The organism is Pseudomonas sp. AK-TSAG1-1 (assembly GCF_056821665.1).
Genome location: NZ_CM165965.1, coordinates 2,883,091 through 2,909,187 on the forward strand (window position 1 = coordinate 2,883,091; position 26,097 = coordinate 2,909,187).

Sequence of the window (26,097 nt, forward strand, 5' to 3'; positions counted from 1 at the left end):
CTGGCGTTTTTTTATGCGCGCGATTTGTGTCTGGCCTAGACAGTTGCCTGAGCCGGAGCGATTGACTGTTGTAAACTCCCCCGCGAAAAGTCCCGGCAGGTTGTTTGTCGGCGACCCTCACTCTCTCCAGACAAGAGACTTACATGGCTAATCATGACCTCAGCTTCACCCCTGATCCGGATGCGGATTCGATTTCCTCCGACGTTGTCGGCTTCAACGGCATCCTGGTTTCGACCCAGATCCCGACCCGCGCCGACGGCAGCCTGGAGCTGGGCGACATCACCCTGCAAAGCGAATGCACCTTGCAGGCGCTGAAGGTGGCGCTGGAGCGGGCGGGCAGTTCGATGGATCGGGTCATGCACCTGACCATCTACCTCACCGATATGGCTGATCGCGCGGCATTCAACGAAGTCTACAAGCGCTTCTTCGCCAAGCCATGGCCGGTGCGCGCTGCTGTTGGCGTGGCGTCGCTGGCGGTTGAGGGTATGCGCGTGGAAGTCACAGCAATGGCCGCCAAGGCCTGATTGCCTTGTGGGAGCGAGCCTGCTCGCGAAAGCGCCTGTCAGACAAAACATCTCTGACTGACAAATTGCTTTCGCGAGCAGGCTCGCTCCCACATTGATTTGTGCGAAGCCATAGATTGCCGACCACCACAGGTCCCTTTGGCTGGCGATGGCGGTCTGCCTGCCAAAATACCTTCAACCTGCCGCAGATTCCCTCGTACAAGGCCTGCCACTTGGCAGCACAGGCGTGCCGGCCAGGCGTTTCGCAGCTACAATGCGCGCCTTAACCGTGACAGCCTGACTAAAAAAACTATGTCCTTGCCCAAGCATCACCTGGAACTGCTCAGCCCCGCCCGTGACGTGGCCATTGCCCGTGAAGCCATCCTGCACGGCGCCGACGCCGTGTACATCGGTGGCCCGAGCTTCGGCGCACGCCATAACGCCTGCAACGAGGTGAGCGAAATCGCCGAGCTGGTGGAGTTTGCCCGCCGTTATCACGCGCGCATCTTTACCACCATCAACACCATCCTGCACGACAACGAACTGGAGCCAGCACGCAAGCTGATCCACCAGTTGTACGACGCCGGTGTCGACGCGCTGATCGTCCAGGACCTGGGCGTGATGGAACTGGACATTCCGCCGATCGAACTGCATGCCAGTACCCAGACCGACATCCGTACGCTTGAGCGGGCAAAGTTCCTCGATCAGGCCGGTTTCTCGCAACTGGTGCTGGCCCGTGAGCTGAACCTGAAAGAAATCCGCGCCATCGCCGATGAAACCGATGCCGCCATCGAGTTCTTCATCCACGGCGCCCTGTGCGTGGCGTTCTCCGGGCAGTGCAACATCTCCCATGCGCAAACCGGCCGCAGCGCCAACCGTGGCGACTGCTCCCAGGCGTGCCGCTTGCCGTACACCCTGAAAGACGAAAAGGGTGGGGTGATCGCCTACGAAAAACACCTGCTGTCGATGAAGGACAACAACCAGAGCGCCAACATCCGCGCGCTGGTCGAGGCCGGTGTGCGCTCGTTCAAGATCGAAGGTCGCTACAAGGACATGGGCTATGTGAAGAACATCACCGCCTATTACCGCCAACGCCTCGACGACGTGCTCGAAGACCGCCCGGACCTGGCCCGCGCCTCCAGCGGCCGTACAGCGCATTTCTTCCTGCCGGACCCGGAAAAAACTTTCCACCGTGGCAGCACCGACTACTTCGTCACCGATCGCAAGATCGACATCGGCGCGTTCGATTCGCCGACCTTCACCGGCCTGCCAGTGGGCACGGTCGAGAAAGTCGGCAAGCGTGACATGCAGGTGGTGACCCAGGAGCCGCTGTCCAACGGCGATGGCCTCAACGTACTGGTCAAGCGTGAAGTCGTGGGTTTCCGCGCCAACATCGCCGAGCCCAAGGGCGAGTTCGAAGAAGACGGCGAGAAGCGCTATCGCTACCGCGTCGAGCCGAACGAGATGCCGGACGGCCTGTACAAGCTGCGCCCGAACCATCCGCTGAACCGCAACCTCGACCACAACTGGCAACAGGCGCTGCAGAAGACGTCCGCCGAGCGCCGCGTGGCCCTGAGCTGGGTTGCGCGTCTGCGTGAAGAACAGCTGGAAGTGACCGCCACCAGTGAAGAGGGCATCAGTGCCAGCGTGACCCTGAACGGTCCCTTCGGCGTGGCCAACAAGCCGGAGCAGGCGCTGGAGCAACTGCAAGACCTGCTCGGCCAGCTCGGCACCACCCAGTACCACGCGATCGACGTGAAGCTGGATGCACCGCAGGCGTTCTTCATTCCGAACTCGCAGCTCAAGGCCTTGCGCCGCGAAGTGATCGAAGCGCTGACCGCCGCCCGCGTCGCGGCGCACCCGCGGGGTGGCCGCAAGGCCGAAACCACGCCGCCGCCGGTGTACCCGGAGTCGCACCTGTCGTTCCTCGCCAACGTCTACAACCAGAAGGCGCGGGACTTCTATCACCGCCACGGTGTGAAGCTGATCGATGCGGCGTATGAGGCCCACGAAGAGGCCGGCGAAGTGCCGGTGATGATCACCAAGCACTGCCTGCGTTTCTCGTTCAACCTGTGCCCGAAACAGGCCAAGGGTGTGACTGGTGTGCGCACCAAGGTTGCGCCGATGCAGTTGATTCACGGCGACGAAGTGCTGACCCTCAAATTCGACTGCAAGCCGTGCGAGATGCACATCATCGGGAAGATGAAAGGCCACATCCTCAACATGCCGCAACCGGGCAGCGTGGTGGGTCACATCAGCCCCGAAGACCTGCTGAAAACCATCCCGCGCGCGCCACACTGAGTGACGGGCGGGCGTGGCGCTACGGTGTCACGCCTGCGCGGGCTCTCGATCCGCCAGCGCTTCGAGCAAGTCGGCTGAAGGCACGAAAAACAGCCCCCCGGTGACCGCCGTGCTGAAGTCCAGCAAACGGTCATAGTTGCCGACGGGTTTGCCGACAAACATGTTCTCCAGCATCTGCTCGATCGGTTCGGGCGAGCGCGCGTAGCCGATGAAGAAGGTGCCGAATTCGCCAGCCCCCGGGCGGCCGAACGGCATGTTGTCACGCAGGATTTTCTGCTCCTGGCCGTCCTTGGTGATGGTCGTCAGGGCGCTGTGGGAGTTGCTCGGTTTCACTTCTTCACCGAGTTCGATGTCGGCCAGCTTGGTGCGGCCGATCACCTTTTCCTGAGCTTCGACGCTCAGCGCATTCCACGCCTCCATCTTATGCAGGTACTTCTGCACCAGCACGTAGCTGCCGGATTCGAACGCCGGGTCTTCGTTGCCGATCAGGGTGAAGTGGTCTGCCTTGCGCCCCACCGGGTTCTCGGTGCCGTCGACGAAACCGATGATGCTGCGCATGTCGAAGTAGCGAAAACCCTGCACCTCATCCACCACCGTGATCGCGCCATTGAGTGCGCTGCACAACTGCGTCGCCAGTTCGAAACACAGGTCCATCTGGTCGGCACGGATGTGCAGCAGGATGTCCCCCGGCGTCGCCACCGCGCGGCGGCCTTCCACGCCGAACTCACGGAACGGATGCAGCGAAGCCGGGCGCGGGCTGCCGAACAGGGCATCCCAGGCGCTGGCGCTGAAACCGCAGACACACGACAGGTTGCCGTTGGGCACGCGTTTGCCGACCGAACGGGTGAGGGCGGCGATGTCGCCGCACCAGCCGCGCACCTGGCTGGCGGCGTCCCTGCCGGGCATCAGCGTGGCGACGATGAAAATCGCGCTGCTGGTGATCGGGTTGCAGATGGCTTGCGGCTCGGGTGTCTGGTTATCCATTGATGAGGTCATAGTCGGTTCCATGTGCGCGGGGCTAAGGTCGGCGCTCATTATGAAACCAAAAACGTTTCATCGATATCTCAGAAGCGATCCAGCCGATAGGCATCCAGTGCCGGCAAGCCGGAATGTGTTCCCGAGGAGACCAGTTGCGCGACCAGCTCCGCCGTTACCGCCGCTTGCGTCAGCCCCAGGTGCTGATGACCGAACGCGAGCAGTACCTTGCCGTCGCAGACCTTGTCGATGATCGGCAGCGAGTCCGGCAGCGACGGGCGAAAGCCCATCCACGGTGTCGCGTCTTCAGCGTTCAAGTCGCGGCGGAACAAGCCCTTGCTCAAACGGTGCAGCTGCCAGGCGCGCTCCATGAACGGCGGGCGCTCAAGGCCGGCGAACTCCACCGTACCGGCCAGCCGCAGGCCGCCCGCCATCGGGGTCATGATGAACTTGCGCTCCAGCGAGGTGACGGCGAACGGCAGGCGCCCGTGCTCATGCGGCAGCATCAGGTGATAGCCGCGCTCGGTGTCCAGCGGCACCTGTTTGCCGGTCAACTCAGCAGTGAGTCTGGCCGAGTGCGCGCCACAGGCGATCAGCACCTGGCGCGCGGTGAAGCGGCCTTGAGTGGTGTTCAACGCCACGCAATGTTCCTGCAACTGGCCGCCCAGCACCTCTTGTTCGAGAAACTGCACGCCGGCCGTTTTCGCGGCGTTCACCAGTTCACACACCACTCGATACGGGTCGAGAAAGTGCCCGGTGTGCGGAAAGAACAAGCCGCCCTGAATCTGCGCGCTGAGTTGCGGCGCGCTGTTCTGCACAGTATTGGCCGACCAGAAATCCACCGGTACCTGTTGCTGACGCATGCGCGCCTGCAAGGCTTCGATGGCTTGTCGCGATTCGGCGCGTTCGAACACCAGCAGCGAGCCGTCCTCCTTGAGCAGATCGGTTTGGCCGATGCTCTGCAGCAAGCGATTCCACGCCGCGAAGCTGCTCTCGTTGAGCGCACGCAGGCCAGCGATCGTGCGCTGGAACGGCGCCGGGCGCAGGTTCAGCAACAAACGGGTGAACCACGGCACGGCGCGCGGCATGTACTTCCAGTCGAGGCGCAGCGGTCCCATGGGGTCCATGAGCATCGCCGGTAAACGCTTGAGGATCGACGCGTCGGCAATCGGAAACACCTGCTCGGTGGCCAGATGTCCCGCATTGCCGAACGAGGCGCCGTGGCCTGGCGGCTGACGGTCGATGACCACCACCCGCCGGCCCTGACGCGCCAGTTGCAGGGCGCAGGCGACACCGATGATGCCGGCGCCGATCACCGCGATGTCGGCGTTGTCCGCTGTGAAGTTATCGGACATGTTTCAGGCTTCCCTCTGACCGTCGAGCAATCGCCGCAAGTGCAGCGGATTGGCTTTTTGCAACGCTGACGGCAGCAGGCTGTCGGGGAAGTCCTGATAGCACACCGGGCGCAGGAACCGCAGGATCGCCGCGGTGCCCACCGAGGTGCTGCGCGAGTCCGACGTGGCCGGGAACGGCCCGCCGTGAACCATCGCATCGCACACTTCGACCCCGGTCGGCCAGCCGTTGATCAGCAGGCGTCCGGCCTTGCGCTCCAGCGTCGGCAACAAGGCCCCGGCGCGGTCCAGATCGGCGTCATCCAGTTGCAGGGTGGCGGTCAACTGGCCTTCCAGGTGCTCGCAAACCTGATGGATTTCATCGTCGTTGGTGCACTGCACGATCAGTGACGCTGCGCCGAAAATTTCCCCTTGCAGACGTGCGTCGGTGAGGAAGTCCTGAGCCTGTGTGACGAACAATTGTGCCTGGCACTGGTTCGGCCCTTCAGCGGCGAGACCACTGGCTACGCGCTGCGCTTGCGGATGTTCGGCCAGCGTGCCGACGCCGGTTGTATAGGCGCGGAAAATTCCCGGTGTGAGCATGGTCTGCGCCGGACTGCGCTGGACCAGCTCGGCGGCCGTTGCGATGAAACGGTCCAGTGCCGGCCCTTGGTGAGCAATCACCAGCCCGGGGTTGGTGCAGAACTGCCCGGCGCCCTGGGTCAGCGAGGCGACGAAGCCTTGCGCCAGCGCTTCGCCCCGCGCCGCAAGCGCCGCCGGAAACAACAGCACCGGATTGATCGAACTCATTTCCGCGTACACCGGAATCGGCTCGGGCCGCGCCTGCGCCGCTTTGCTCAGGGCCATGCCGCCACTGCGCGAGCCGGTGAAGCCCACGGCCTTGATGCGCCAGTCGCTGACCAGCGCAATGCCTGCTTCGTTGCCGGAACCGAACAGCAGCGAGAACACGCCCTCGGGCAAGCCCGATTTTTTCACTGCGCGAGTCAGCGCCTGGCCGACCAGCTCGCTGGTGCCGGGATGCGCGCTGTGTGCCTTGACAATCACCGGGCAACCGGCGGCCAGTGCCGAGGCGGTGTCGCCGCCCGCCACTGAGAACGCCAGGGGAAAGTTGCTGGCGCCGAACACGGCTATCGGCCCCAGCGCGATCTGCCGCTGGCGCAAATCAGAACGGGGCAGCGGCTGGCGTTGGGGTTGCGAGTGATCGACCCGCAGGTCCAGCCACTCGCCGGCACGCACGGTGCGGGCGAAGGTGCGCAGTTGCCCGCAGGTGCGCCCGCGCTCGCCTTGAATACGTGCACGCGGCAGACCGCTTTCGGCCACCGCACGGTCAATCAGCGCATCGCCGAGGGCTTCAATCTCATCGGCAATGCTTTCGAGAAATTCGGCGCGAACGCTCAGGGACGTCTCGCGATAACGGTCAAACGCTTGCCACGCCAGGGCGCAGGCCTGTTCGACATGCTCAGCGCTGCCGCCGGCGTAGGCCGGTTCCAGCACGGCGTTGGTGGCGGGGTTGATCGCGCGGATCGCTTCACGGCTGCCGGCAATGGCTTGGCCGCCGATCAGCATGTGGCCTGTCAGAGTCATGGCGCTTCCTGATATCTGGGAGTGAAGCCCCGGCGAAACGCCGGGGCAGAGACAGCGGTCAGGCGAGGTTCTGTTCGGCGGACCAGTTTTTGTACCACTGGCGGAACAGCGCGTACTGGGTCTCGGCGTAGCGGCGCTGGGCGTCGCTCAGGGCGTCGGTTTCGTTGAAGTGCAGGGCGTATTCGCGATCGCCGTTGAGCACCATCAGGTGCTTGTAATACAGCACCAGGTCGCAGCCTTCATCGAACGACGACAGCACCGCCAGCGCTGCTTCCAGCTCACGGGCCAGGCGCCGCGCCTTGGCGTCACCCTTGGCCGCTTGCTTGCTCAGCGCCACCAGTTGCAGGACTTCGCGGGGCAGGGCGTTGCCGATGCCGGTGATGGCGCCGGTGGCGTTGCAGTTGACGAAACCGTGCACCACCTGGGTGTCGACGCCGACCATCAGGGTCACGGCATCGTCCTGCGAGGTGATGTTCTCGGCGGCGTAGCGCAAGTCGGCGCCGCCACCGAACTCCTTGAAGCCGATCAGGTTCCGGTACTCGCGACGCAGTTCGAAGAACAGGTCGGCGCGGGTGGCGAAGCCATAGTAGGGGCTGTTGTAGATCACCGCCGGCAGGTTCGGTGCGGCTTGGAGAATGGCGGCGAAATGGGCTTTTTGCGCGGTCGCGGAGGCGCCACGGGACAGCACCCGTGGAATCACCATCAGGCCATGGGCGCCGACTTTCGCGGCGTGGGCGGCGTGAGATATCGCTTCACGGCTGTTGACCGCGCCGGTGCCGACGATGGTCGGTACGCCGGCAGCCACCAGACGCGCCACGCCTTCCTGACGCTCGGCCTCGGTCAGCAGCGGCCAGTCGCCCATCGAACCGCAGTAAACCACCGCGCTCATGCCGATATCGATCAACTCGCGGCCCTTGGCGACCAGGGCGTCGAAGTCAGGTTTGCGCGCGGCGGTGCACGGAGTCATCAGGGCCGGAATGCAGCCAGTGAAGATGTTATCGCTCATTGTTGTAGCTCCTCGGGACATTCATTCAGATCGGTAAAAAAAGCGGGGCAGGTCAGATGCCCCAGGCGAAAGGGTCTTGTTCGTCGATCAACAGGGTGGCGTCGGCGGTCATGTAGGCGCGCCCGGTGATGAACGGGCGCACGCGCTCGCCCTCCCATTCGAAGCGGCCTTCGAACTGGCTACCGGTGATGCTCGCCTGGGTCCAGACCTGGCCTGCGGCGAGTTTGCCGTCGGCGGCCAGGCAGGCGAGTTTGGCGCTGGTGCCGGTGCCGCACGGCGAGCGGTCGTAGGCCTTGCCCGGGCACATGACGAAGTTGCGACTGTCAGCCTGGTCGTCGGCGGCGAACAGCTCGACGTGATCGATCAAGGCGTCGTCCTCGCCGTGGATACCTTGGGCCTCCAGGGCCTTGAGCATCGCCCAGGTGTAATCGGTCAGGGCTTGGACGTTGCTCATCTGCAGGTCGTGGCCGTGCTCCGAGACGAGGAAAAACCAATTGCCGCCCCAGGCGATGTCGCCGAACACGCGACCGTAACCCGGCACTTCCACCGGCACCTGTTTGCGGTAGCGGTAGGCGGGCACATTGCGCAGGGTCACCGCGCCGTCCTCGTGCAAAGTCGCGCTGACCGGGCCGACCGGGGTGTCGATCTGGTGCACGCCCGGTTCGATGCGCCCCAGGTGATGCAGCGAGTTGATCAGGCCGATGGTGCCGTGGCCGCACATGCCGAGGTAACCGGCATTGTTGAAGAAGATCACCCCGCAGGTCGCATCCGGCGAGACCGGCTCGCAGTACAGCGCGCCGACCAGCACGTCGTTGCCACGCGGCTCCAGCAGGCAGGCACGGCGCCATTGGTCATGCTGGGTGCGCAGGCTGTCGCGCTTCTCGGCCATGCTGTTGCCGTGCACGTCGGGGAAGCCTTGCATCACCAGGCGCGTGGGTTCACCGCCCGTGTGGGAATCGATGATGTGTATTCGTTTCATGAACTCGTCCCTTGCGTGAAAGTCAGGCGTGAGCCGGGCGTTGGCCGGTGGCGGTGCTGGCGGAGGATTCAGCGGCTTCGCTTTCGTCGTCCTCGGTTTCCAGGCGAATCAGGTGCGCCGGTACGCCGGTGGCGGCGCCCCAGTAGTAGATGCCCAGCGCGCAGACCGCGACGATCACCGTGTCGAACGGATGGCTGAGCACGCCGATACCACCGAAGCTACCGAGCTTGGAGAGGACGATGGTCACGGCGTAGAAGCCGATCAGCCATGCCGACGAGCGCACTTGCTGGCCCAGGTTGAGGTGCGCGGTCGGCACCATGCGCCCACACAGCAGGTAGATGACGAACATCAGGATTTGCAGGCCGAGCAACCACGACACGGTGCCCCAGCCCGACCAGTAGACGATCAGCGCGGCGATGATGAACGACAGCGGCCCGAGCACACCCATGCCCTTGACCCGGAAGGGACGCGGCATGTCCGGTGCACTGCGGCGCAGTGCGGCAACTGTCACCGGGGCCACGGCGTAGCTCAATACCAGCGCGGCGGAGACCACGTTGATCAGCGCTTCCCACGACGGGAACGGCAGGGTCCAGAACACTGACAGGCCGAAGGTCAGCCACAGCGCCGGACGCGGGATGCCGGACTTCTCGTCGATGCGGGTGAAGATCTTGAAGAAGGTCCCGGTCTGCGCCCAACCGTAGATCACCCGTGGGGTGGCGTTCATGTAGATGTTGCCGCAGCCGCTGGGGGAAATCACCGCGTCCGCCACCACCAGGTACGCCAGCCAGCCGACGCCCAGCGCCAAGGCGATATCGCGATACGGCAGGGCCAGTTCCTTGGCGACGCCGGCCCAGCCATTGGCGAGCATTTCGGTCGGGATGCCGCCGAGGAACGCGGTTTGCAGCAGTACGTAGATAGCGGTGGAGAGCAGCACCGAAAGGATCAGCGCAATCGGAATCGTGCGTTGCGGATTCTTCACTTCGCTGGCCACCGAAATGATCGGCGTCAGGCCCAGATAGGCGAAGATCACACCGCCGGCCGACACTGCCATTTCGATCCCGGACAGGCCGAACGGGGCAAAGCCATGCACCTCGAAATTGGCCGGTTTGAAGAAGGTAAACAGCACGCCAATGACCAGCAGCGGCACGATGAACTTGAACACACTGACCAGATTGTTGGCCATGGCGAAGGTTTTCACGCTGCGGTAGTTGAGCAGGAAAAACAGGCACAACAGACCCAATTGCACAAACCAGCCGAGCACGGTCGGGTCGCTGGAACCGGCCTTGGTCAGTTCGGGAAACCACGCCGCCGCATATTGCCGTGAGGCGACGACTTCGATCGCCACCAGGCTGGAAAACGCGATCAAGGTGATGAAGCCCATCAGGTAGCCGAGCAGCGGCCCGTGGGAGTAAACCGGGTAGCGCACCACGCCGCCGGCGCGGGGCAACGCGGCGCCCAGTTCGCAGTAGACGATGCCCAGCAGCAACACGGCGAACCCGCCGAGCAGCCAGGAAAAAATGCCTGCCGGACCGGCAATGGCTGACACGTGACTGGCCGCGAACAACCAGCCTGAACCGAAGATCGCCCCCAGTCCGATGAACGTGAGGTCTATCAATGAAAGTTGTTTTTTGAACTTGCCTTGGCCTGTCATAGCGTCGCCTTCTTGTTGGTTGTTGGAGGGGCGTGCAGTGGCGCTACAGTGAACTCATCAAGCGTGGCGCGATTGATGTTTTTTGCTGGAAGCGATGACGAATTCAGCACAGTCGCTCATGCGAAAGCCCCGGCTCGACAGGCTGTCAGCCTTGGGGCAATCTGCGCGCAGGTAAATGCGCAACGTGGGGAGTGAGGGGCATGATGCAGAATGCGTTTGCGATCCTGAGCCAACAGAACGAGGCGAGCCGGCCAGAGACCCTCGACGATCTGCTGGCGGGCATGGCGCTGCTGTTACCGATGCTGGACGTGATTCCCAACGCGGCGATCTTCATCAAGGATTTGCAGGCGCGCTACGTCATGGCCAACCGCACGCTGGTGCAGCGCTGTGGTTTGAAAGACCTGCGCCCGTTGCTCGGCAAGACCAGTGCCGAGGTGTTTCCGGCGCAACTGGGCCCGGGCTATACCGAGCAGGACCGGCGGGTGCTGGAAGAGGGATTTGTGCTGGAGGATCAACTGGAACTGCATCTGTACGGCAGTCGCGAACCCGGCTGGTGCCTGACCCACAAACGTCCGCTGTACGACCGCAACAATCAGATCATCGGCCTGGCAGGGATTTCCGTCGATCTGCAAACCGCCAGCGAAACCCATCCGGCCTATCAACGCCTGGCGGCGGTGGACGAGTACATCCGGGCGAACTTCAATCGCCGCGTCAGCCTCGGCGAACTGACGCGCATCGCCGGAATTTCAGTGGCGCAACTGGAGCGTTACTGCAAACGGGTGTTCCACCTGACACCGCGGCAGATGATCCAGAAAGTACGCCTTGAGCATGCGCACCGGCTGTTGCACGGCGACTTGCCGATCACTGAAGTGGCGCTGCAGTGCGGTTATACCGACCACAGCGCGTTTACTCGGCAGTTCAAGGCGTCGACCGGGTTTACCCCCCGTCAGTATCGGTTGGCGACGGGGAGCTAGGGGCGCGCCGGGGATCTAAGGGGTTCAGTCGCTTCCCTTTTGAAGTATGTCTTCCGCAATACGTTTGTAGAACTGCCGGGTCAGGCTGAAAAAGGAACTGAGTTTCCCATTTTGAGGTAGTAGTTCATTGCTGGCGAGACGTTGAAGAGCGCTCTCATCGTTTTTGTATTTTTCATAGAACTCATTCAATTCATGTCTCCATTTCCGTCGTTCTGTGCGTAAGAAGGGGCTGTCCAGGTTGAGCACATCGATGGTGTATAGCGCACAGTCTTTATCTTTTTGATTCAACCCTTCAGCAGGAACGACGCTTCCGTCCGGTAGATACCAGAAATAGCGAGCGCAATCAGCCTGGCGAGGTGAAACAAAACGTTGCATGTCGACAGCTTTCTGTTTTTTAGGAGCATGACCACCGAATATCATCTTGGGATGTTTGACAGGCTGAGCTGCTTTAAAGGAACCGATCTCGTCGCTGCGTAAGGCGCTCGCCGCTATATTGCTACTGTCGAAAGTACGCTGAGGGCTCTGGCTTTTGTTCTCTAGATGCTCAATGTGATATCCCAGTTGATACTGATCAGCGCGTAATTCGCTGTAGCAGCACAGAAAGCATTGCTCGGAGAGCATGATGTTCAAAATTTTCTGTCTGTGCTTGAAATAGTTCCATTTGAGTGATGCATGTCGAGATGTCTGAGGTGGTTCTTTTTTCAGGTATTTTTCCGCGTTTACCCGCTCACGGATATATTTCATCTGCTCAGCGCCTTTTGTCGCTGAATGTCCCGTTTGAGCCTAAGCAGTTGTGGGTGCAATTCACCCAACGTGGCAATCAATTGCTCCATTAACAGAACACTTTCAGGGGCTTCATGGAACCCTTGGTCAACGAGTGCGGTGAGTCGCTTCAGGTCGGTTTTCTCTGGTACGGGCGGCAGTGGATCCACCTCCATTACACTTTGCAGTACGTCACCGCTAGATTCGCCATAAGTGTGGACAAGGGGTTCACTTGCCACGATTTGACCATCGGCATTGCGGTCGACTACCCGAATGTTTTCCCGGCGCACCGTACTTAGTACTTGAGGACTGTGCGTCGTGACAATGAACTGTATTTTTGGGAAGGCGTCCTGCAGTTGCTTCAGGATTGTTTGTTGCCATCCGGGGTGCAGGTGCATATCGATCTCGTCAATAAGCACAACGCCAGAGGTTTTCTTCACGGCGTCTTTTTTATAATAGTAATTCAACAGCGCGCAGCGGCAGGCAAGATCACCGACCAGTTCAATCATGCAGCGAACACCATCGCCCAGTTGAGAGAGCTTCAGCTCCTCGGAGCCATGCTTGAAAAGCAGATCCTTTTCGCCAGGCTTCGGGAGTTGAACCTGCCAGCCAGTGACGGTGCAGATCGCATTACCCACCCCCTTCCACAGTAGAGCAATTGACTCACGATTAAGTAATCCACTGTTCGCTGAAGAAAATAGAAACATAACGAACCATTCGAACCTCATGAAGCTCGATTTAACGCTCGTTGCACCGTCGTATCCCACAAATCTGAGAGTAGAACGACTAGTTGCTTTAAGACCTGCACTTCTTTTCCAAAGGCGATTTGTTCCGTAACAGGCGATAACCGGTAGATCAGTAGCCCGTACATTTTCTCCCAAAAGAAGATCAAGATCTTCAGATACAGCATCCATTGCCTTTTCGGCTGCACGCACGTCGACAAAACTACCGCGTAACCATTGAAGTCTGGCTTTTTCAGTCTTTAGCGCACAGCCAGTTTTATTGAGAGAAAGACTCTCAAAGAGATCGTCCTCGTCATCCTCATCAAAGGCGTCCGAGTCCCAGTCTTCAGGAAAGACAAACTTCCCTTCAACCGAGCACGGAAACTGCAACGCAATGACACCGTTTGCTGTCTGGATGCGATGTACATCGTCGATGTCGATTCGAGGTGGTGATCCTGGTCTGACATCGTTCCCATAGTTGCGAACATAGGACCAAAGTAGCAGCCTCAAAGCGCTCATCAACGTCGTTTTGCCGCAACCGTTCACACCCACAATGACTGTCAGATCGGGGTGTAATTTGAGATTAAATTTTTCGAAACCTCGGTAGTTTTTCAGGCGAATGTTACCGAGTCTCAAAGGGCACCCTCCGATCCGTCTACTGTGATCGATAGATTGGGGAAATTAAAGTTGCATCCAGGGCAGAGCTGATTGCTAGTACTAATGTTTCTGTGCGCTTGCATGTTGAACCTTGAGCGTCCATGAACGGGCATGACTATCCGAAACAGGCAGCAATGTTAGCAGTACAAATTCTGACGAGCATTGTTATAGTCAGGCCTTGACCCAACGCTGCCGGCTCCAGGCACTCAGCGAATCCACGCCCAGCACCAGAATCAGCATCGCCAGAATCACCGTGCTCGCCTGCGCTTCCTGAAACAGGCTCAGGCTGACATACAGCATCTGCCCCAGCCCGCCGGCGCCGACGAAGCCCAGCACGCTGGCCATGCGGATGTTGTTTTCCCAGCGGTACAGGCAATAGGCGAGTAACTGCGGGGCGAGGTTGGGCAGGGTGCCGTAGCAGAAGGCGAGCACCGGGTTGCCGCCCTGCAAGCGGATCGCTTCGGCCGGTTCGGGTGGGGTGTTTTCCAGCGCTTCGGCGAACAACCGGCCGAGTACGCCGGTGGTGTGCAGGGCCAGCGCCAGGGTGCCGGCGTTCGGGCCGAGGCCGGCGGCGAGCACCATCAGCGCCGCCCACACCAGTTCCGGAATTGCCCGCAGACCGTTGAGCAACAGGCGCGAGGCGCTTTGCAGCGGCCAGCCGAAACGCCCGGCAGCGGGTAGCGCGAGCAGGATGCCGAGCACCGCCGCGAGCAGGGTGCCGAGGGCCGACATGGCGAGGGTTTCCATTGCCCCTTTGAGGATCGCCTGCAAGTGCGTGGCGCTCATATCCGGGCTGAGAAAACGCTGCGCGTAGGCGCCCATCTGCTTGAGGCTGGTGCTGCTGGCCAGTTCACCGAGGTCGAGTTCGAGATAAACGAATGAGGCGATAACCGCGACACCAATGCCGACGATCAGCAACAGATTGATCAGGCGATTCATGTCAGCCTCCAGCGCAGCAGGCGGCTGAGTTGATCGGCGCCGAGCACCAGGATCAGGAAGGTCAGCAACATGCTCGCCACTTCACCACTGGCGAACATGCGCAGCGACAGGTCGATCTGCTGCCCCAGGCCACCGGCACCGACAAACCCCATCACCACCGACGCCCGAATCGCGCACTCCCAGCGATAGACCGTGTACGACAGCAGCTCCGCCGCGACATTTGGCAGAATCCCGTAAGCAAAACCTGCGAGCCGCCCGCTGCCGGCCTGCATCAAGGCATGCGCCGGACGCTGGTCGGTGGACTCGAAAATTTCCGCATAAACCTTGCCGAGCATGCCGCTGTAGGTGATGGCGATCGCCAGCACACCCGCCGCCGGGCCGAGGCCCACGGCGCGCACGAACAGCAGCGCCCAGACGATTTCCGGCACGCTGCGCAGGAAGATCAGCAGCCCGCGCACCGGCCAGCGCAGCAAGCGCCCGGCCCGGCTTGGAACACCACTCCGTGAGGCTGCAGACAGCGACAGCGCACGGCTGGCAAGCAAACTGGCCGGCACCGCCAGCAGCAAAGCCAACGCCATACCGGCGGTGGCGATGGCCAGGGTTTGCAGGGTGGCTTTGAACAGAAGTTGGAGGAAATCGGCGTCGTGCGCCGGCGGCCAGAAGCCCGCGATGAAACGGCCCATTTCGGTCTGGCTGTCGGTGTGCAGCAGCACCCCCAGATCCAGTTCGCTGAGCTGGATGCCCGGCCACAACAAGACGATCGCCAGCAAGGTCAGCAGCAGTCGCGGCCCGCTAGCCGGGTCTCGTGAATCGATCTTCAGCATCGCGGAATCTGCACGATCAGCGGCGCACTCGGCGTCGTCGGGCTTTGCAATTGTTCGTTGGCGTAGAGCGTGTCGAGCATGTCGCGGCTGACCTGTTCGGCAGGGCTGTCGAACAGGATCTGGCCGTCGCGCAAACCGATGATGCGCGGAAAATGCGCCAGCGCCAGTTCCACCGCGTGCAGGCTCGCCACCAGCGTGACGTGATGCGCCCGGGCATGTTGCGAGAGGATCGACAGGGTGTGCCCGGCCAGTACCGGGTCCATCGCGGAGACGGGTTCGTCCGCCAGCAGAATGTCCGGTGCCTGATACAGCACCCGGGCAATTCCCACACGCTGCAATTGGCCGCCAGACAATTGCTGGCAGTGAGCGAACAGCTTGTCGTCCAGATCCAGCCGTGCGAGTGCCGCACGGGCACCGGAAATGTCCAGCGGATGCAGCAGATTCAACAGGCTCTTGCCCAGGCTCCATTGCCCGAGCCTGCCGGCCAGCACAGCCGTCACCACGCGTTGGCGCGGTGGCAGCGGTGGTGCCTGATGGACCAGACCGATGCGCGCACGCAAGCGTTGGCGTTGGTGAGTGGAAAGGTGCCAGGGACGTTCGCCCAGGATCTCGATTTCGCCGCTGCTGGGACGCAAAGCCGTGGCCAGCAGGTTCAACAGACTCGACTTGCCGGCCCCGGACGGGCCGATGATCGCCACCTGTTCACCGGCACCCAATTGCAGATCGACGCCACGTAGCGCGTCGACCCCATTGGCGTGGTGCAGGCGGCCTTGTTTGAGGCTCAGGGTCATTTCAACAGATCGGCGGCGCGAGCAGCTTCCTCGATGCCCTTGTAGTTCTCGGGCTTGGTGTCGATGAAACGGCTGGCTGCCTGAAGATCAAGAATCTTCTTCTGCTCCGGATTGGCCGGGTCGAGGTCGAGGAAGGCTTTTTTGATCTTCGCCGCCAGTGCCGGGTCGAGCGTGCCGCGCACAGTCCAGTTGTAATCGAAGTAGGCCGGGGTGGTGGCGAACACATGAACCTTGCTGGTATCGACCTTGCCGGCGTCCACCAGTTTCTGCCAGACGCTGGCGTTCAATACACCGGCGTCGACCTTGCCGGCCTGGACCCAGGCAACCGTGGCGTCGTGGGCGCCGGAGTAGGCGACGCGACTGAAATAGGCTTCAGGTTTGATGTTGTCGTTCTTCAGCATGAAGTAACGCGGCATCAGACTGCCGGAGGTGGACGACACCGAGCCGAAGGCAAAGGTTTTGCCCTTGAGGTCGGCGAGGCTCTTCACGTTCGGGTCGGCGGTGATGAACTTGCTGGTGAACTGCGCATCCTGCTCGCGCTGCACCAGTGGGATCACCGGAGTGGTGGCGTCCGTCTTCAGGCGCGCCTGAACAAAGGTGAAACCGCCCAGCCAGGCCATGTCGAGACGATCGGTTGCCAGTGCTTCGACCACTGCCGGGTAGTCGGCCACGGGGACGAACTGCACTTTCATGCCCAACTGCTGCTCCAGATAAGCCCCCAGCGGCTCGAACTTGCGCAGCAATTCGGTCGGGGCTTCATCGGGAATCGCGCTGACCCGCAGCACATCGGCGGCATGCGCCACCACAGTGGAAAAAGTCAGGGCCAGGCCAGCGGTCAGTGCGAGGGTGCGTTTGAGCATGGAAATCTCCGTTTCATGAGCGTCGCATTCTAAGCGCCGCGGGACGCGGTGTCGCGGCCGGGCGCTCAATCAGGTTAGACGAAACGGCGAGGTTATACGCAGCCGCAGGCGTATGCGCCAGAGTCGACATGGTTGGCCTGCGGGAGAAGTGTATCTTCCTGATACGCTGTCAGCCTTTTCCCACGCTGGCAGTGTCGGCGGTTCTGCTTCTTGAATGACCAAGATGGAAGAACTCAGGACTTGGCTGCACCCGTTTTCGAGACGGGTCGATAGGCACTCAGATCGACATCTATTTCATGCTTATTGAGCTTCTGATCACCCACCTGCGTTGTATAGAACTTCGCGTAGCGCCCATCAATCTCCAGCAGTCCCCGGATGCTTTTGTATTTTTTGTTCAGCAGAAGCTTGATGTGCTCCCACTTGGGTTTCCCGTCATTCTTGACGTAATCGACGTTTTTCAACGGTTTAAAGTAATTGATCAGTTCCGCTTCGGTAATGGTGATCGCTTCGGACTTTGTAAGCGTTTTCAACTCTTTGTTCGAAGTGAGATCGAGGCCTCGCATCCTGAACCCAAGCAAGTGAATGATGAGCGACTCATATTCGTTTCTGGCGAGTTCGCTATTCAGCTCGTTCAGCCTGGTATGGGGAAACAGCCTATCAAATGGCTTTTGCTCCGTTTTTCCGATGTAGGCGATGCGCTGATTGCCCACATCAAGATCAAAGTGGTTGGCAATCTGATCAATGGTCAGCCGGCAGTTTGCCCGGCCTTCAGCCCCGGGTAACAGGCTGTAATCCACCTTTTCGGTTTTTGTGGTGTCCCACATGGCATTGTTCAAGGCGTGAAAGTCAGGATGGTTTTTCCTCGAATCAATGGCTTTTTTATCGTCTGTGACGGCATCCCAAAAAGGATCGAAGATTTTTATCTCGTAACGTGTGTCGTGATCGAATTCGACTTCCCGGGAATAAATGCCAAGCAGGATTTTCAGCGCAAAGCGTTCACTGAGCCATTTCTTGGCATGCGCGCGTATCGTCGCCAGATAAAGCTGTCGCTTGACCTTTTTTTGGGGAAGGTAGCGCTCCAGTAGAAGGTATCGGAGGAACGTGTCCCGCTCGGGAAACTTGCTCATGAATCCAGGCAGAGAGTGCAGCATATCGACCAAGGGGAAGGAGCACTGCAAATAGCGGAATGTCCTGTTTTCGGGGTCGCCGATTTCCACTTCACACTGAAGGTCGCCATTTAGAGTAACTCTGGTCTTCTTCGGGTTGAACCGACAGACGTTCATGATCGAGAGAAAGTAGATGTTGGCATCTTGATAGTGTTTGTGAGCCAGACGAAGCTTTCCCTGTTCACCGTACATTTGTTCGGGGGTCAGAAAGGCCCAGCTTGGTCCGTCAAAGTGGAAAATTTTCATACGTTGTCATCCATAACACTGAATTGAGGCGGTTGGCCGCCATCGTCCTTGAACCCGGCAAGCGGTTGCAAGCGTAAACGCTGAAGTTTCAGGAAAGCGGTGCTTCAATATGGGGCTTGCGTCATTTCTCTAAACAACCACTCGCTGAAGCATCGCGCCATCGGGTCGTTCTCGCTGTCGCGGTGGGTCAGCAGCGCCCAGTTCGGGCCGCGAATGGTTTGCTCAACCAGCGGCTGCAACAGCCCGCTGGCCTGCGCCTGACGGCTGAGCAACTGACTGACCAGCGCAATCCCCAGGCCGGAACACGCAGCATCCAGCAGCAGGCCCGGATCGGAGAAATTCAGCCCCTGATCCTGCTGCCCGACGTCGATCCCGGCCTCGACCGCCCAATGGCTCCAGTCCATTTCCCGTTCGCCGTGCAACGTGGTGCGCTGCGCAGCGGGTTGCGCCAATACGTTCGGATGACAGGCCGGGTAGAGGCGGTCGGCGTGCAGCACCTTGAAACTGCATTCGGCCTGGGAGCTGATGTCGTCACGCACGGCAATATCGATGGTTTGTGTGGCCATGTCCGGCACTTCATCGGTGCTGTAGATCCACAGATCCACCTCTGGATGCCGAGCGCGAAAATCCGCCAGACGCGGCAACAACCAGTGTCGGGCGAATGCCGGTGTGGTGTTGAGCACCAGTTGATTGGGCTTCTGATATTGCCCGAGGCGACGGATGCCAACCGCCAATTGCTGGAGCATCGCCTGCGTGGTGCTGAGCAGATCGTGGCCGGCGTCGGTCAGCGCCACGCTGCGCCCGCTGCGAAAGAACAGCGGTTGTTCGAGGTACGCCTCGAGGCTGCGGATCTGCTGGCTGATCGCCGATTGAGTGAGGCTCAACTCTTCAGCGGCCTTGTGAAAACTGCCAAGGCGGGCAGCGGCTTCAAAGCCGCGCAGGGAGCTGAGTGGCGGCCAGTGTTTGAGCATATCGATAAGTTCCTCTAATCAGTTATCCGCTAAATCCATCGTTTGTTTGCCTGTTTATGCGTCCGTAGCATGGTCGTCGTGAACACATTGGCTTAACTAACGAGGCTTATCATGCAGCACAATGACAATAAAAACAGCGCCTGGATGATGCCGGCGGAATGGGTCACCCACGCCGCCACATGGATGGTCTGGCCGCATAACCAGGCCTTGTGGGAGTCGGGTTGGCGCGTGACCCTGGCGCAGGTGCAGGAAGACTTCGCCCGGGTGGCCAATGCCATTGCCCGTTTCGAGCCGGTGAAACTGGTGGTCGATCCGTCAGCCATCGCCAGTGCCAAGGCACTGTGCGGGCCGAACATCGAATTGCTCCCGCTGGCGGTCAATGACAGTTGGTGCCGCGACTCCGGCCCGAGCTTCATTTGCCATCCGCAGCAAGGGCTGGCGGGTGTGAGCTGGCGCTTCAATGCGTGGGGCGGCAAGTCGGCGCACGATCTGGACGAAAGCCTGGCACGCCGCGCACTCAATCATCTTGGCCTGGAATGCTTCGGCACGCCGCTGAGTAACGAGGGTGGGGCGATTCACGTTGACGGCGAGGGCACGCTGATCACCACCGAGTCGGTGCTGCTCAACCCCAATCGCAACCCGGGCATCGGCAAGGCCGAGATGGAAGAGATTTTCAGCCGCTTGCTGGGGGTGAAGAAAACCATCTGGTTGCCGGGCGATCCGGATTACGTCACAGGCGACATGACTGACGGCCACGTCGATGGCGTGTGTGCGTTCGCCCGGCCCGGCGTGTTGTTGGTGGATGCGACCCACGACCAGAACTCGGTGTACGCCGAAGTGGCGCGCGAGAATCGCCGCGCACTGGAGCTGGCGACCGACGCACAAGGCCGTAAATTCGAGCTGATCAAACTCTACGAAGCCAGCGAAGCGGTGGACGCTGAAGCCGAAGTGTTCTGTGCCTCGTACACCAATTTCTACATCGCCAACGGCGCGATCATCATGCCGGCCTACGGCATCGAGGCTGACCAGGTCGCTGCCAAAGTACTCGAACAGGCGTTCCCCGGACGTGAAGTGGTACCGGTGCGCATCAATCACCTGGCCCATGGCGGCGGGGGCGTGCATTGCATCACCCAGCAGCAACCTGCCTGGCCGCTGGAGGGTTGATCGATGAGCCATCTGACCATCGCCACTACCCAGATGCCGTGCACCTGGGACCTGCAGCACAACCTCGATCAGGCCGAGCAACTGGTTCGCGAGGCGGCCGCGAAGGGCGCGCAGGTAATCCTGTTGCAGGAGCTGTTCGCCACGCCGTACTTCTGCATCGAGCAAAGCCACAAACACTTGGCGCTGGCCGAGGAGTTTCGCGACAGCCGCATGCTCCAGCGCTTCGCCGCACTGGCGAAAGAGCTGGGCGTGGTGCTGCCGTTGAGCTGGTTCGAGAAGGCCGGCAATGCGTATTTCAATTCGCTGACTGTCGCCGATGCCGACGGGCGCCTGTCGGGGGTGTATCGCAAGACCCACATCCCCAACGCCATTGGTTATCAGGAGAAGGAATATTTCAGCCCCGGCGACAGCGGCTTCAAAGTCTGGGACACCGCGTTCGGCCGCCTCGGCGTGGGCATCTGCTGGGATCAGTGGTTCCCCGAAACGGCGCGTTGTCTGGCGTTGATGGGCGCTGAAGTGCTGCTGTTTCCCACCGCCATCGGCTCTGAGCCTGGCTGTGCGGCGCTGGATTCTCGCGACCACTGGCAGATGACCATGCGTGGTCATGCGGCCGCCAATCTGTTGCCGGTGGTGGCTTCCAACCGTGTCGGGGGCGAGGTCGCGACCACCGATCCGGCGCTGCACATGCGCTTCTACGGCTCGTCGTTCATCAGCGACCACAAGGGCAAGTTGCTCGCCGAGGCCGACCGCGACAGCACCGGCGTGCTGCTGCGCAGCCTCGATCTCGAGGCCATGCGCGAGGAACGCCTGAGCTGGGGCATCTACCGTGATCGCCGGCCGGACATGTATGGCGCACTGCTCAGTCATGACGGTCGCCACCTGCATGCACGCTGGAATACTCAAGGGGTTTGAACATGGCTACGCACCACAAACGACTGCTCGGCGCGCTGGGTCTGGCGCTGACTTGCGTGATCCCGTCGCTGCATGCCGAGGACAAAACCCTGCGGCTGTACAACTGGGCCGATTATTTTGCCGAAGACACCCTGAGCCGGTTCACCGCCGAAACCGGGATCAAGGTGATCTACGACGTCATGGACGGCAGCGAAACCCTCGAAGCCAAGATGCTCTCCGGTGGCAGCGGCTACGACCTGATCTTCCCCGGTGACACCGTGGCCGAGCGCCTGATGCGTGCCGGCAGCCTGCTGCCGCTGGATCAATCGAAGCTCACGGCACTGGCCGACATCGAACCCGGCCTGCAGAAATTGCGCAGTCATTACGAACATTCCAGCCAGGCCACCGTGCCCTACACTTGGGGCACCATCGGCCTGACGTATAACGCGGCGCAGATCCAGCAGCGCATGGCCGATGCGCCGGTCAACAGCCTGGACCTGCTGTTCAAACCGGAACTGGCGGCGAAATTTGCCGATTGCGGGATCTCGATGATCGACTCGCCGGATGAGGTGCTGGCAGTGGTGCTCAATTATCTGGGACGCGACCCGCGCAGCGCCAAACCGGTAGATCTGGCGGCGGCCAGTGACTTGCTGATGAAACTGCGCCCGTACATTCGCAAGTTCCAGTCGCAGCCGGTGACCGATCTGGTCAACGGCAACCTGTGCCTGTCGCTGGGTTACAGCGGCGACATGACCCAGGCTCAACGCACCTCGGACAGCGCTGGCAAGACCACGAAATTCCAGTACCGCATTCCCCGCGAGGGTACTACGGTGTGGATGGACACCATGGCGATTCCGGTCGATGCCAAACACCCGGAGTACGCCTACGCATTCATCAACTTCGTGATGCGCCCGCAGAACATGGCCGCGATCAGTAACTTCACCGGCTACCCGACCTCCAACGCCAAGGCGCGAGCCAGTGTCGATGCCGCCATGCGCGACAACCCGGACATCTACCTCGACGACGCGACCTATGCTCGATTGATCCCGGGCAAGGACATTCCCCAGGCCGACATGCGCGCCCGCATGCGTACCTGGACCAAGTTCAAAACCGCCACCCCGTGACGCAACCGCCGGCGCCTGGTCGCCGGCCATTTTCAGGAAAGCCAACATGTCGACTCGTCGTGAGTTCATCAAACAAGTATCGGTCGCCGCCGGTGTCAGCGCCGCATTCATGGGCCTTGGCCTGTCGCCGGGCAAACTGCTGGCAGCCAGCGCGCTGGATTGGTTCATGCCGGACGAGGGCGACCAGCACGAACGCGCGTTCATCGCGTTCGGTGCGCAGGACGCGATCTGGGAAGACTTCACCGCTGACGTGCAGGCCGCGCTGGGCCGCATCGCCCGCGCCATTGCCCGGTATGAGCCGGTGACCGTGTTCTGTCGCAAAGGCGAGCGCAGCCTGGCCGAAGAGTATTGCGGCACAAGCAATGTCACTTACGTGACTGCGGCGCTCGACGACATCTGGATGCGTGACATCGGCGCCAACTTCGTCATCGACGACAAGGGCGGTCTCGGTGCGGTGGACTTCAACTTCAATGGTTGGGGCGACAAACAGCAGCACAGCAAGGATGCGAAAATCGCCGCGACAGTGGCCCATGATGCGCAAGCGACTTACCTGCGCAGCGAGCTGGTGGGCGAGGGCGGCGGCATCGAAGTCGACGGTCACGGCACCGGGATCATGACCGAAAGCAGCTGGATCAACAGCAACCGCAATCCGGGCTGGAGCAAGGCTGACGTCGAGGCTGAACTGAAGGCGCGGCTGGGCTTGCGCAAAATCATCTGGCTGCCGGGGATCAAGGGCAAGGACATCACCGACGCCCACGTCGATTTCTACGCGCGGTTCATCAAGCCCGGCGTGGTCATCGCCAACCTCGATACCGACCCGCAATCCTACGATCACCAGGTCACGCTGGCGCACCTGGAGATTCTCAAGAAGGCCACCGACGCTGACGGCCGGCCGCTACAGATCCACACCGTTTCGCCGCCGCTCAATCCACGCAAGAGCAAATTCAGCAAGAACAACCCGGATTTCGCCGCCGGTTACATCAACTACTTCGTGATTAACGGTGCGATTATCGCCCCGGAATTCGGTGACAAGGCGGCCGATCAGAAGGCTTACGAGCTGCTGTCGAAGCTATACCCGGAGCGCAAAGTCGAGTTGCTGAACATCGATGCGATTGCTGCCGGTGGCGGCGGGATTCACTGTGTGACCAGTCATCAGCCGCAAGCGTGATTGACTCTTTGGCCCATCGAGCCAACTATCGGCGGATAACAACATGACCGATGGGCCAGACCTTGATCGAACGACGTCAATTCAGCGGAGGCATGAAGGGCAAAAATCTCCGCTATCTGAATGAACAATCTGCTGACTTCTGCCTCACCCGCACCGGTTTCCTGCTGCTGGAACACTTTTCGCTGCCGGCCTTCACCCAGGCCCTGGATACGATCATTACCGCCAACCTGTTGCGTGCCGGGCTGTTCGCTTCGCGCACGTTCGGTCTGGGTGAAGGCGAGGTGATCAGTGATCTGGGCCTGGTGATTCGCCCCGATGCACGCATTGACCCGGCCAGCCTTGCCGAGCTGGATCTGTTGGTGGTGTGCGGCGGTTATCGCACGGAACTGAAAGCCAGTGAGGAGTTGATCAGCCTGTTGCGCGCGGCGGCGGAACGCGGTGTCAGCCTGGCCGGTTTGTGGAACGGTGCGTGGTTCCTCGGGCGGGCCGGGTTGCTCGATGGTTATCGTTGCGCGATTCACCCGGAACACCGGCCTGCGCTCACGGAAATTGCCAAGTCGACTCAGGTCAGCAGCGAACCTTATGTGATCGATCGCGACCGGCTCACGGCGTCCAGCCCGTCGGGGGCTTTCCACATGGCGCTGGACTGGATCAAGGGCCTGCACGGCAAGGCATTGGTTGAAGGGATCGAAGACATTCTGGCATTCGAGGAGTCGCGGTATCGGCGGATCAAGCCGGATGAAAACCTCTGCGTCAGCGCACCGTTGCGCGAGGTGGTCAAACTGATGGACGCCAACCTCGAAGAGCCGCTGGAGCTTGAGCAACTGGCGGTGTATGCCGGCCGCTCGCGACGGCAGTTGGAGCGTTTGTTCAAGGAGCAACTGGGCACCACGCCGCAGCGCTATTACCTGGAGCTGCGCATCACCGAAGCTCGCCGGCTGTTGCAGCACACCGAGCTGTCGCAGATGGAAGTGCTGGTGGCGTGTGGTTTTGTGTCGCCGAGCCATTTCAGCAAATGCTACAGCGCGTTTTTCGGCTATCGACCGTCCAAGGAAAAACGCCTGGTCAAATAGGCCGAGCCGTTGTTCGTCTCCAGCCAAAGACACCTCCCCATGTGGTCAGAACCACAGGCCCAGCGCATCCCCATGTGGGAGCGAGCCTGCTCGCGAAAGCGGTGTGTCAGTCAGCATATGAGGTGGCTGACATGGCCTCTTCGCGAGCAAGCCCGCTCCCACAATTTTAATTGGGTGGTGTCAGGGCCTCTGGCGCCGCGCCGGCCCATGTGGGAGCGGGCTTGCTCGCGAAGGCGGTGTGTCAGTCAGCGTATGCAGTGGCTGACATGGCCTCTTCGCGAGCAAGCCCGCTCCCACAATTTTAATTGGGTGGTGTCAGGGGCACTGGCGCAGCGCCGGCCCATGTGGGAGCGGGCTTGCTCGCGAAGGCGGTGTGTCAGTCAGCGTATGCAGTGGCTGACATGGCCTCTTCGCGAGCAGGCTCGCTCCCACAATTTTAATTGGGTGGTGTCAGGGGCACTGGCGCCGCGCCGGCCCATGTGGGAGCGGGCTTGCTCGCGAAGGCGGGGTGTCAGTCAGCATATGCAGTGGCTGATGTGGCCTCTTCGCGAGCAAGCCCGCTCCCACAATTTTGATTGGGTGGTGTCAGGGCCTCTGGCGCCGCGCCGGCCTATGGTTGTGTCGTGCTCAAGTCCTTGGTGGCCCAACTCGTGAATCGGTTCCATACTCCTGCGGCGGTTTGGCAAACATCTTCGATCCTGACAGGAGCAAGGCCATGAGCAATAAACCGACGATCGTGCTGGTACACGGTTTCTGGGGGGGCGCGGCGCATTGGGGCCACGTCATTGTCGAGCTGACGCGCAAGGGCTACACGGACATCCGGGCGGTGGAGATGCCACTGACTTCGCTGGCCGACGATGCCGAGCGCACCCGCAAGATGATTGCGCAACAGCCCGGGCCGGTGCTGCTGGTCGGGCACTCCTACGGTGGGGCGGTGATCACCGAGGCCGGTAATCAGCCCAACGTTGTCGGTCTGGTGTACATCGCCGCGTTCGCCCCGGACGCCGGTGAAAGCCCGGGCGGCCTGACTCAGCAACATCTGCCGCAAGCTGCGCCGAACCTGGAACCGGACAGCGACGGTTTTCTGTGGCTCAAGGCTGGCAAGTTTCATGAAAGCTTCTGCCAGGACCTGCCGGCCGATGAAGCGCTGGTCATGGCGGTCACCCAGAAAGCGCCGGTGGCCAGCACCTTTGGCGATCCGATCAGCAACCCTGCGTGGAAAAACAAGCCGAGCTGGTATCAGATCTCCAGTCAGGATCACATGATCCACCCGGACAACCAGAAGATGATGTCGGCGCGCCTCGGTGCGAAGAAGGTCATCACGCTGGATGCCAGCCATGCTTCGCTGGCGTCACGCGCGGCCGAGGTGGCGGCGTTGATCGATGAGGCGGCGACGTCAGCGTCGAGCGCCTGA

Annotated in this window: 23 protein-coding genes; 9 read left to right on the forward strand and 14 right to left on the reverse strand. The window is 61.0% G+C overall.

Annotation, left to right across the window (positions count from 1 at the left end):
- The first annotated feature begins 143 nt into the window (after positions 1-143).
- Together AC1UK9_RS12895 and AC1UK9_RS12900 are read left to right on the forward strand one after the other, a co-directional pair.
- Positions 144-524 (forward strand): RidA family protein, encoded by a 381-nt coding sequence (locus AC1UK9_RS12895; protein ID WP_025113298.1) that lies wholly within the window; start codon positions 144-146, stop codon positions 522-524.
- A gap of 291 nt (positions 525-815) precedes the next feature.
- Complete coding sequence (locus AC1UK9_RS12900; RefSeq protein WP_025113297.1) at positions 816-2,804, forward strand: peptidase U32 family protein; 1,989 nt, start codon at positions 816-818, stop codon at positions 2,802-2,804.
- Between the two features lie 27 nt (positions 2,805-2,831).
- Here the strand turns inward: AC1UK9_RS12900 and AC1UK9_RS12905 are convergent, their stop codons facing one another.
- From AC1UK9_RS12905 to AC1UK9_RS12930, 6 genes are all read right to left on the reverse strand, one after another.
- Positions 2,832-3,800 carry a Dyp-type peroxidase gene (locus tag AC1UK9_RS12905; RefSeq protein ID WP_482580293.1) on the reverse strand — a complete coding sequence of 323 codons (969 nt, stop codon included), beginning with the start codon at positions 3,798-3,800 and terminating at the stop codon, positions 2,832-2,834.
- Positions 3,801-3,868: 68 nt separating this feature from the next.
- Positions 3,869-5,134, reverse strand: coding sequence for an NAD(P)/FAD-dependent oxidoreductase (locus tag AC1UK9_RS12910; protein ID WP_482580294.1), 1,266 nt, complete (start codon positions 5,132-5,134; stop codon positions 3,869-3,871).
- A 3-nt stretch (positions 5,135-5,137) separates the two neighbouring features.
- A complete protein-coding gene (locus tag AC1UK9_RS12915) occupies positions 5,138-6,715 on the reverse strand; it encodes an aldehyde dehydrogenase (NADP(+)) (RefSeq protein WP_482580295.1) in 1,578 nt (525 codons plus the stop codon).
- Positions 6,716-6,773: 58 nt separating this feature from the next.
- The gene (locus AC1UK9_RS12920; protein WP_482580296.1) at positions 6,774-7,721 is read right to left on the reverse strand and encodes a dihydrodipicolinate synthase family protein; all 948 of its coding nucleotides are present in this window, start codon (positions 7,719-7,721) and stop codon (positions 6,774-6,776) included.
- 52 nt (positions 7,722-7,773) lie between these two features.
- On the reverse strand, positions 7,774-8,700 hold the full coding sequence (locus AC1UK9_RS12925; protein WP_482580297.1) for a 4-hydroxyproline epimerase: 927 nt from the start codon (positions 8,698-8,700) through the stop codon (positions 7,774-7,776).
- A 22-nt stretch (positions 8,701-8,722) separates the two neighbouring features.
- The gene (locus AC1UK9_RS12930) at positions 8,723-10,351 is read right to left on the reverse strand and encodes an APC family permease (protein WP_482580298.1); all 1,629 of its coding nucleotides are present in this window, start codon (positions 10,349-10,351) and stop codon (positions 8,723-8,725) included.
- Positions 10,352-10,551: 200 nt separating this feature from the next.
- Here AC1UK9_RS12930 and AC1UK9_RS12935 point away from each other — a divergent pair, with 200 nt between their 5' ends.
- Entirely contained in the window at positions 10,552-11,325 is a 774-nt protein-coding gene (locus AC1UK9_RS12935; RefSeq protein ID WP_473015505.1) for a PAS domain-containing protein, read from the forward strand.
- Between the two features lie 24 nt (positions 11,326-11,349).
- On the opposite strand, the gene AC1UK9_RS12940 is transcribed toward AC1UK9_RS12935, so the two are convergent.
- The 8 genes from AC1UK9_RS12940 to AC1UK9_RS12975 form a co-directional block, all read right to left on the reverse strand.
- Positions 11,350-12,069 (reverse strand): retron system putative HNH endonuclease, encoded by a 720-nt coding sequence (locus AC1UK9_RS12940; RefSeq protein ID WP_424800214.1) that lies wholly within the window; start codon positions 12,067-12,069, stop codon positions 11,350-11,352.
- The gene (locus tag AC1UK9_RS12945) at positions 12,066-13,445 is read right to left on the reverse strand and encodes an AAA family ATPase (protein ID WP_473015506.1); all 1,380 of its coding nucleotides are present in this window, start codon (positions 13,443-13,445) and stop codon (positions 12,066-12,068) included. Before AC1UK9_RS12945 ends, AC1UK9_RS12940 begins: the two co-directional genes overlap by 4 nt.
- Positions 13,446-13,637: 192 nt before the next feature.
- Complete coding sequence (phnE, locus tag AC1UK9_RS12950; protein WP_482580300.1) at positions 13,638-14,405, reverse strand: phosphonate ABC transporter, permease protein PhnE; 768 nt, start codon at positions 14,403-14,405, stop codon at positions 13,638-13,640.
- A complete protein-coding gene (locus AC1UK9_RS12955; RefSeq protein ID WP_482580301.1) occupies positions 14,402-15,229 on the reverse strand; it encodes a PhnE/PtxC family ABC transporter permease in 828 nt (275 codons plus the stop codon). Before AC1UK9_RS12955 ends, phnE begins: the two co-directional genes overlap by 4 nt.
- Positions 15,223-16,020, reverse strand: coding sequence for a phosphonate ABC transporter ATP-binding protein (locus AC1UK9_RS12960; RefSeq protein ID WP_482580302.1), 798 nt, complete (start codon positions 16,018-16,020; stop codon positions 15,223-15,225). Before AC1UK9_RS12960 ends, AC1UK9_RS12955 begins: the two co-directional genes overlap by 7 nt.
- Complete coding sequence (locus tag AC1UK9_RS12965; protein WP_482580303.1) at positions 16,017-16,880, reverse strand: putative selenate ABC transporter substrate-binding protein; 864 nt, start codon at positions 16,878-16,880, stop codon at positions 16,017-16,019. The genes AC1UK9_RS12960 and AC1UK9_RS12965 overlap by 4 nt, the downstream gene beginning before the upstream one ends.
- A gap of 233 nt (positions 16,881-17,113) precedes the next feature.
- Positions 17,114-18,292, reverse strand: a complete 1,179-nt coding sequence (locus tag AC1UK9_RS12970; protein WP_482580304.1) for a hypothetical protein — start codon at positions 18,290-18,292, stop codon at positions 17,114-17,116.
- Between the two features lie 104 nt (positions 18,293-18,396).
- Positions 18,397-19,263: a LysR substrate-binding domain-containing protein gene (locus AC1UK9_RS12975; protein WP_482580305.1), complete on the reverse strand. Its 867-nt coding sequence runs from the start codon at positions 19,261-19,263 to the stop codon at positions 18,397-18,399.
- Between the two features lie 111 nt (positions 19,264-19,374).
- Between AC1UK9_RS12975 and AC1UK9_RS12980 the strand changes: the two genes are divergently transcribed.
- The 6 genes from AC1UK9_RS12980 (at position 19,375) to AC1UK9_RS13005 (ending at position 26,097) form a co-directional block, all read left to right on the forward strand.
- Positions 19,375-20,427: an agmatine deiminase family protein gene (locus AC1UK9_RS12980; RefSeq protein WP_482580306.1), complete on the forward strand. Its 1,053-nt coding sequence runs from the start codon at positions 19,375-19,377 to the stop codon at positions 20,425-20,427.
- 3 nt (positions 20,428-20,430) lie between these two features.
- Complete coding sequence (gene aguB, locus AC1UK9_RS12985) at positions 20,431-21,339, forward strand: N-carbamoylputrescine amidase (protein WP_482580307.1); 909 nt, start codon at positions 20,431-20,433, stop codon at positions 21,337-21,339.
- 2 nt (positions 21,340-21,341) lie between these two features.
- Complete coding sequence (locus AC1UK9_RS12990; RefSeq protein ID WP_482580308.1) at positions 21,342-22,442, forward strand: extracellular solute-binding protein; 1,101 nt, start codon at positions 21,342-21,344, stop codon at positions 22,440-22,442.
- Between the two features lie 46 nt (positions 22,443-22,488).
- Positions 22,489-23,610, forward strand: coding sequence for an agmatine deiminase family protein (locus AC1UK9_RS12995; RefSeq protein WP_482580309.1), 1,122 nt, complete (start codon positions 22,489-22,491; stop codon positions 23,608-23,610).
- 50 nt (positions 23,611-23,660) lie between these two features.
- The gene (locus tag AC1UK9_RS13000) at positions 23,661-24,683 is read left to right on the forward strand and encodes a GlxA family transcriptional regulator (protein WP_482580310.1); all 1,023 of its coding nucleotides are present in this window, start codon (positions 23,661-23,663) and stop codon (positions 24,681-24,683) included.
- 715 nt (positions 24,684-25,398) lie between these two features.
- Positions 25,399-26,097 carry an alpha/beta hydrolase gene (locus tag AC1UK9_RS13005; protein WP_482580311.1) on the forward strand — a complete coding sequence of 233 codons (699 nt, stop codon included), beginning with the start codon at positions 25,399-25,401 and terminating at the stop codon, positions 26,095-26,097.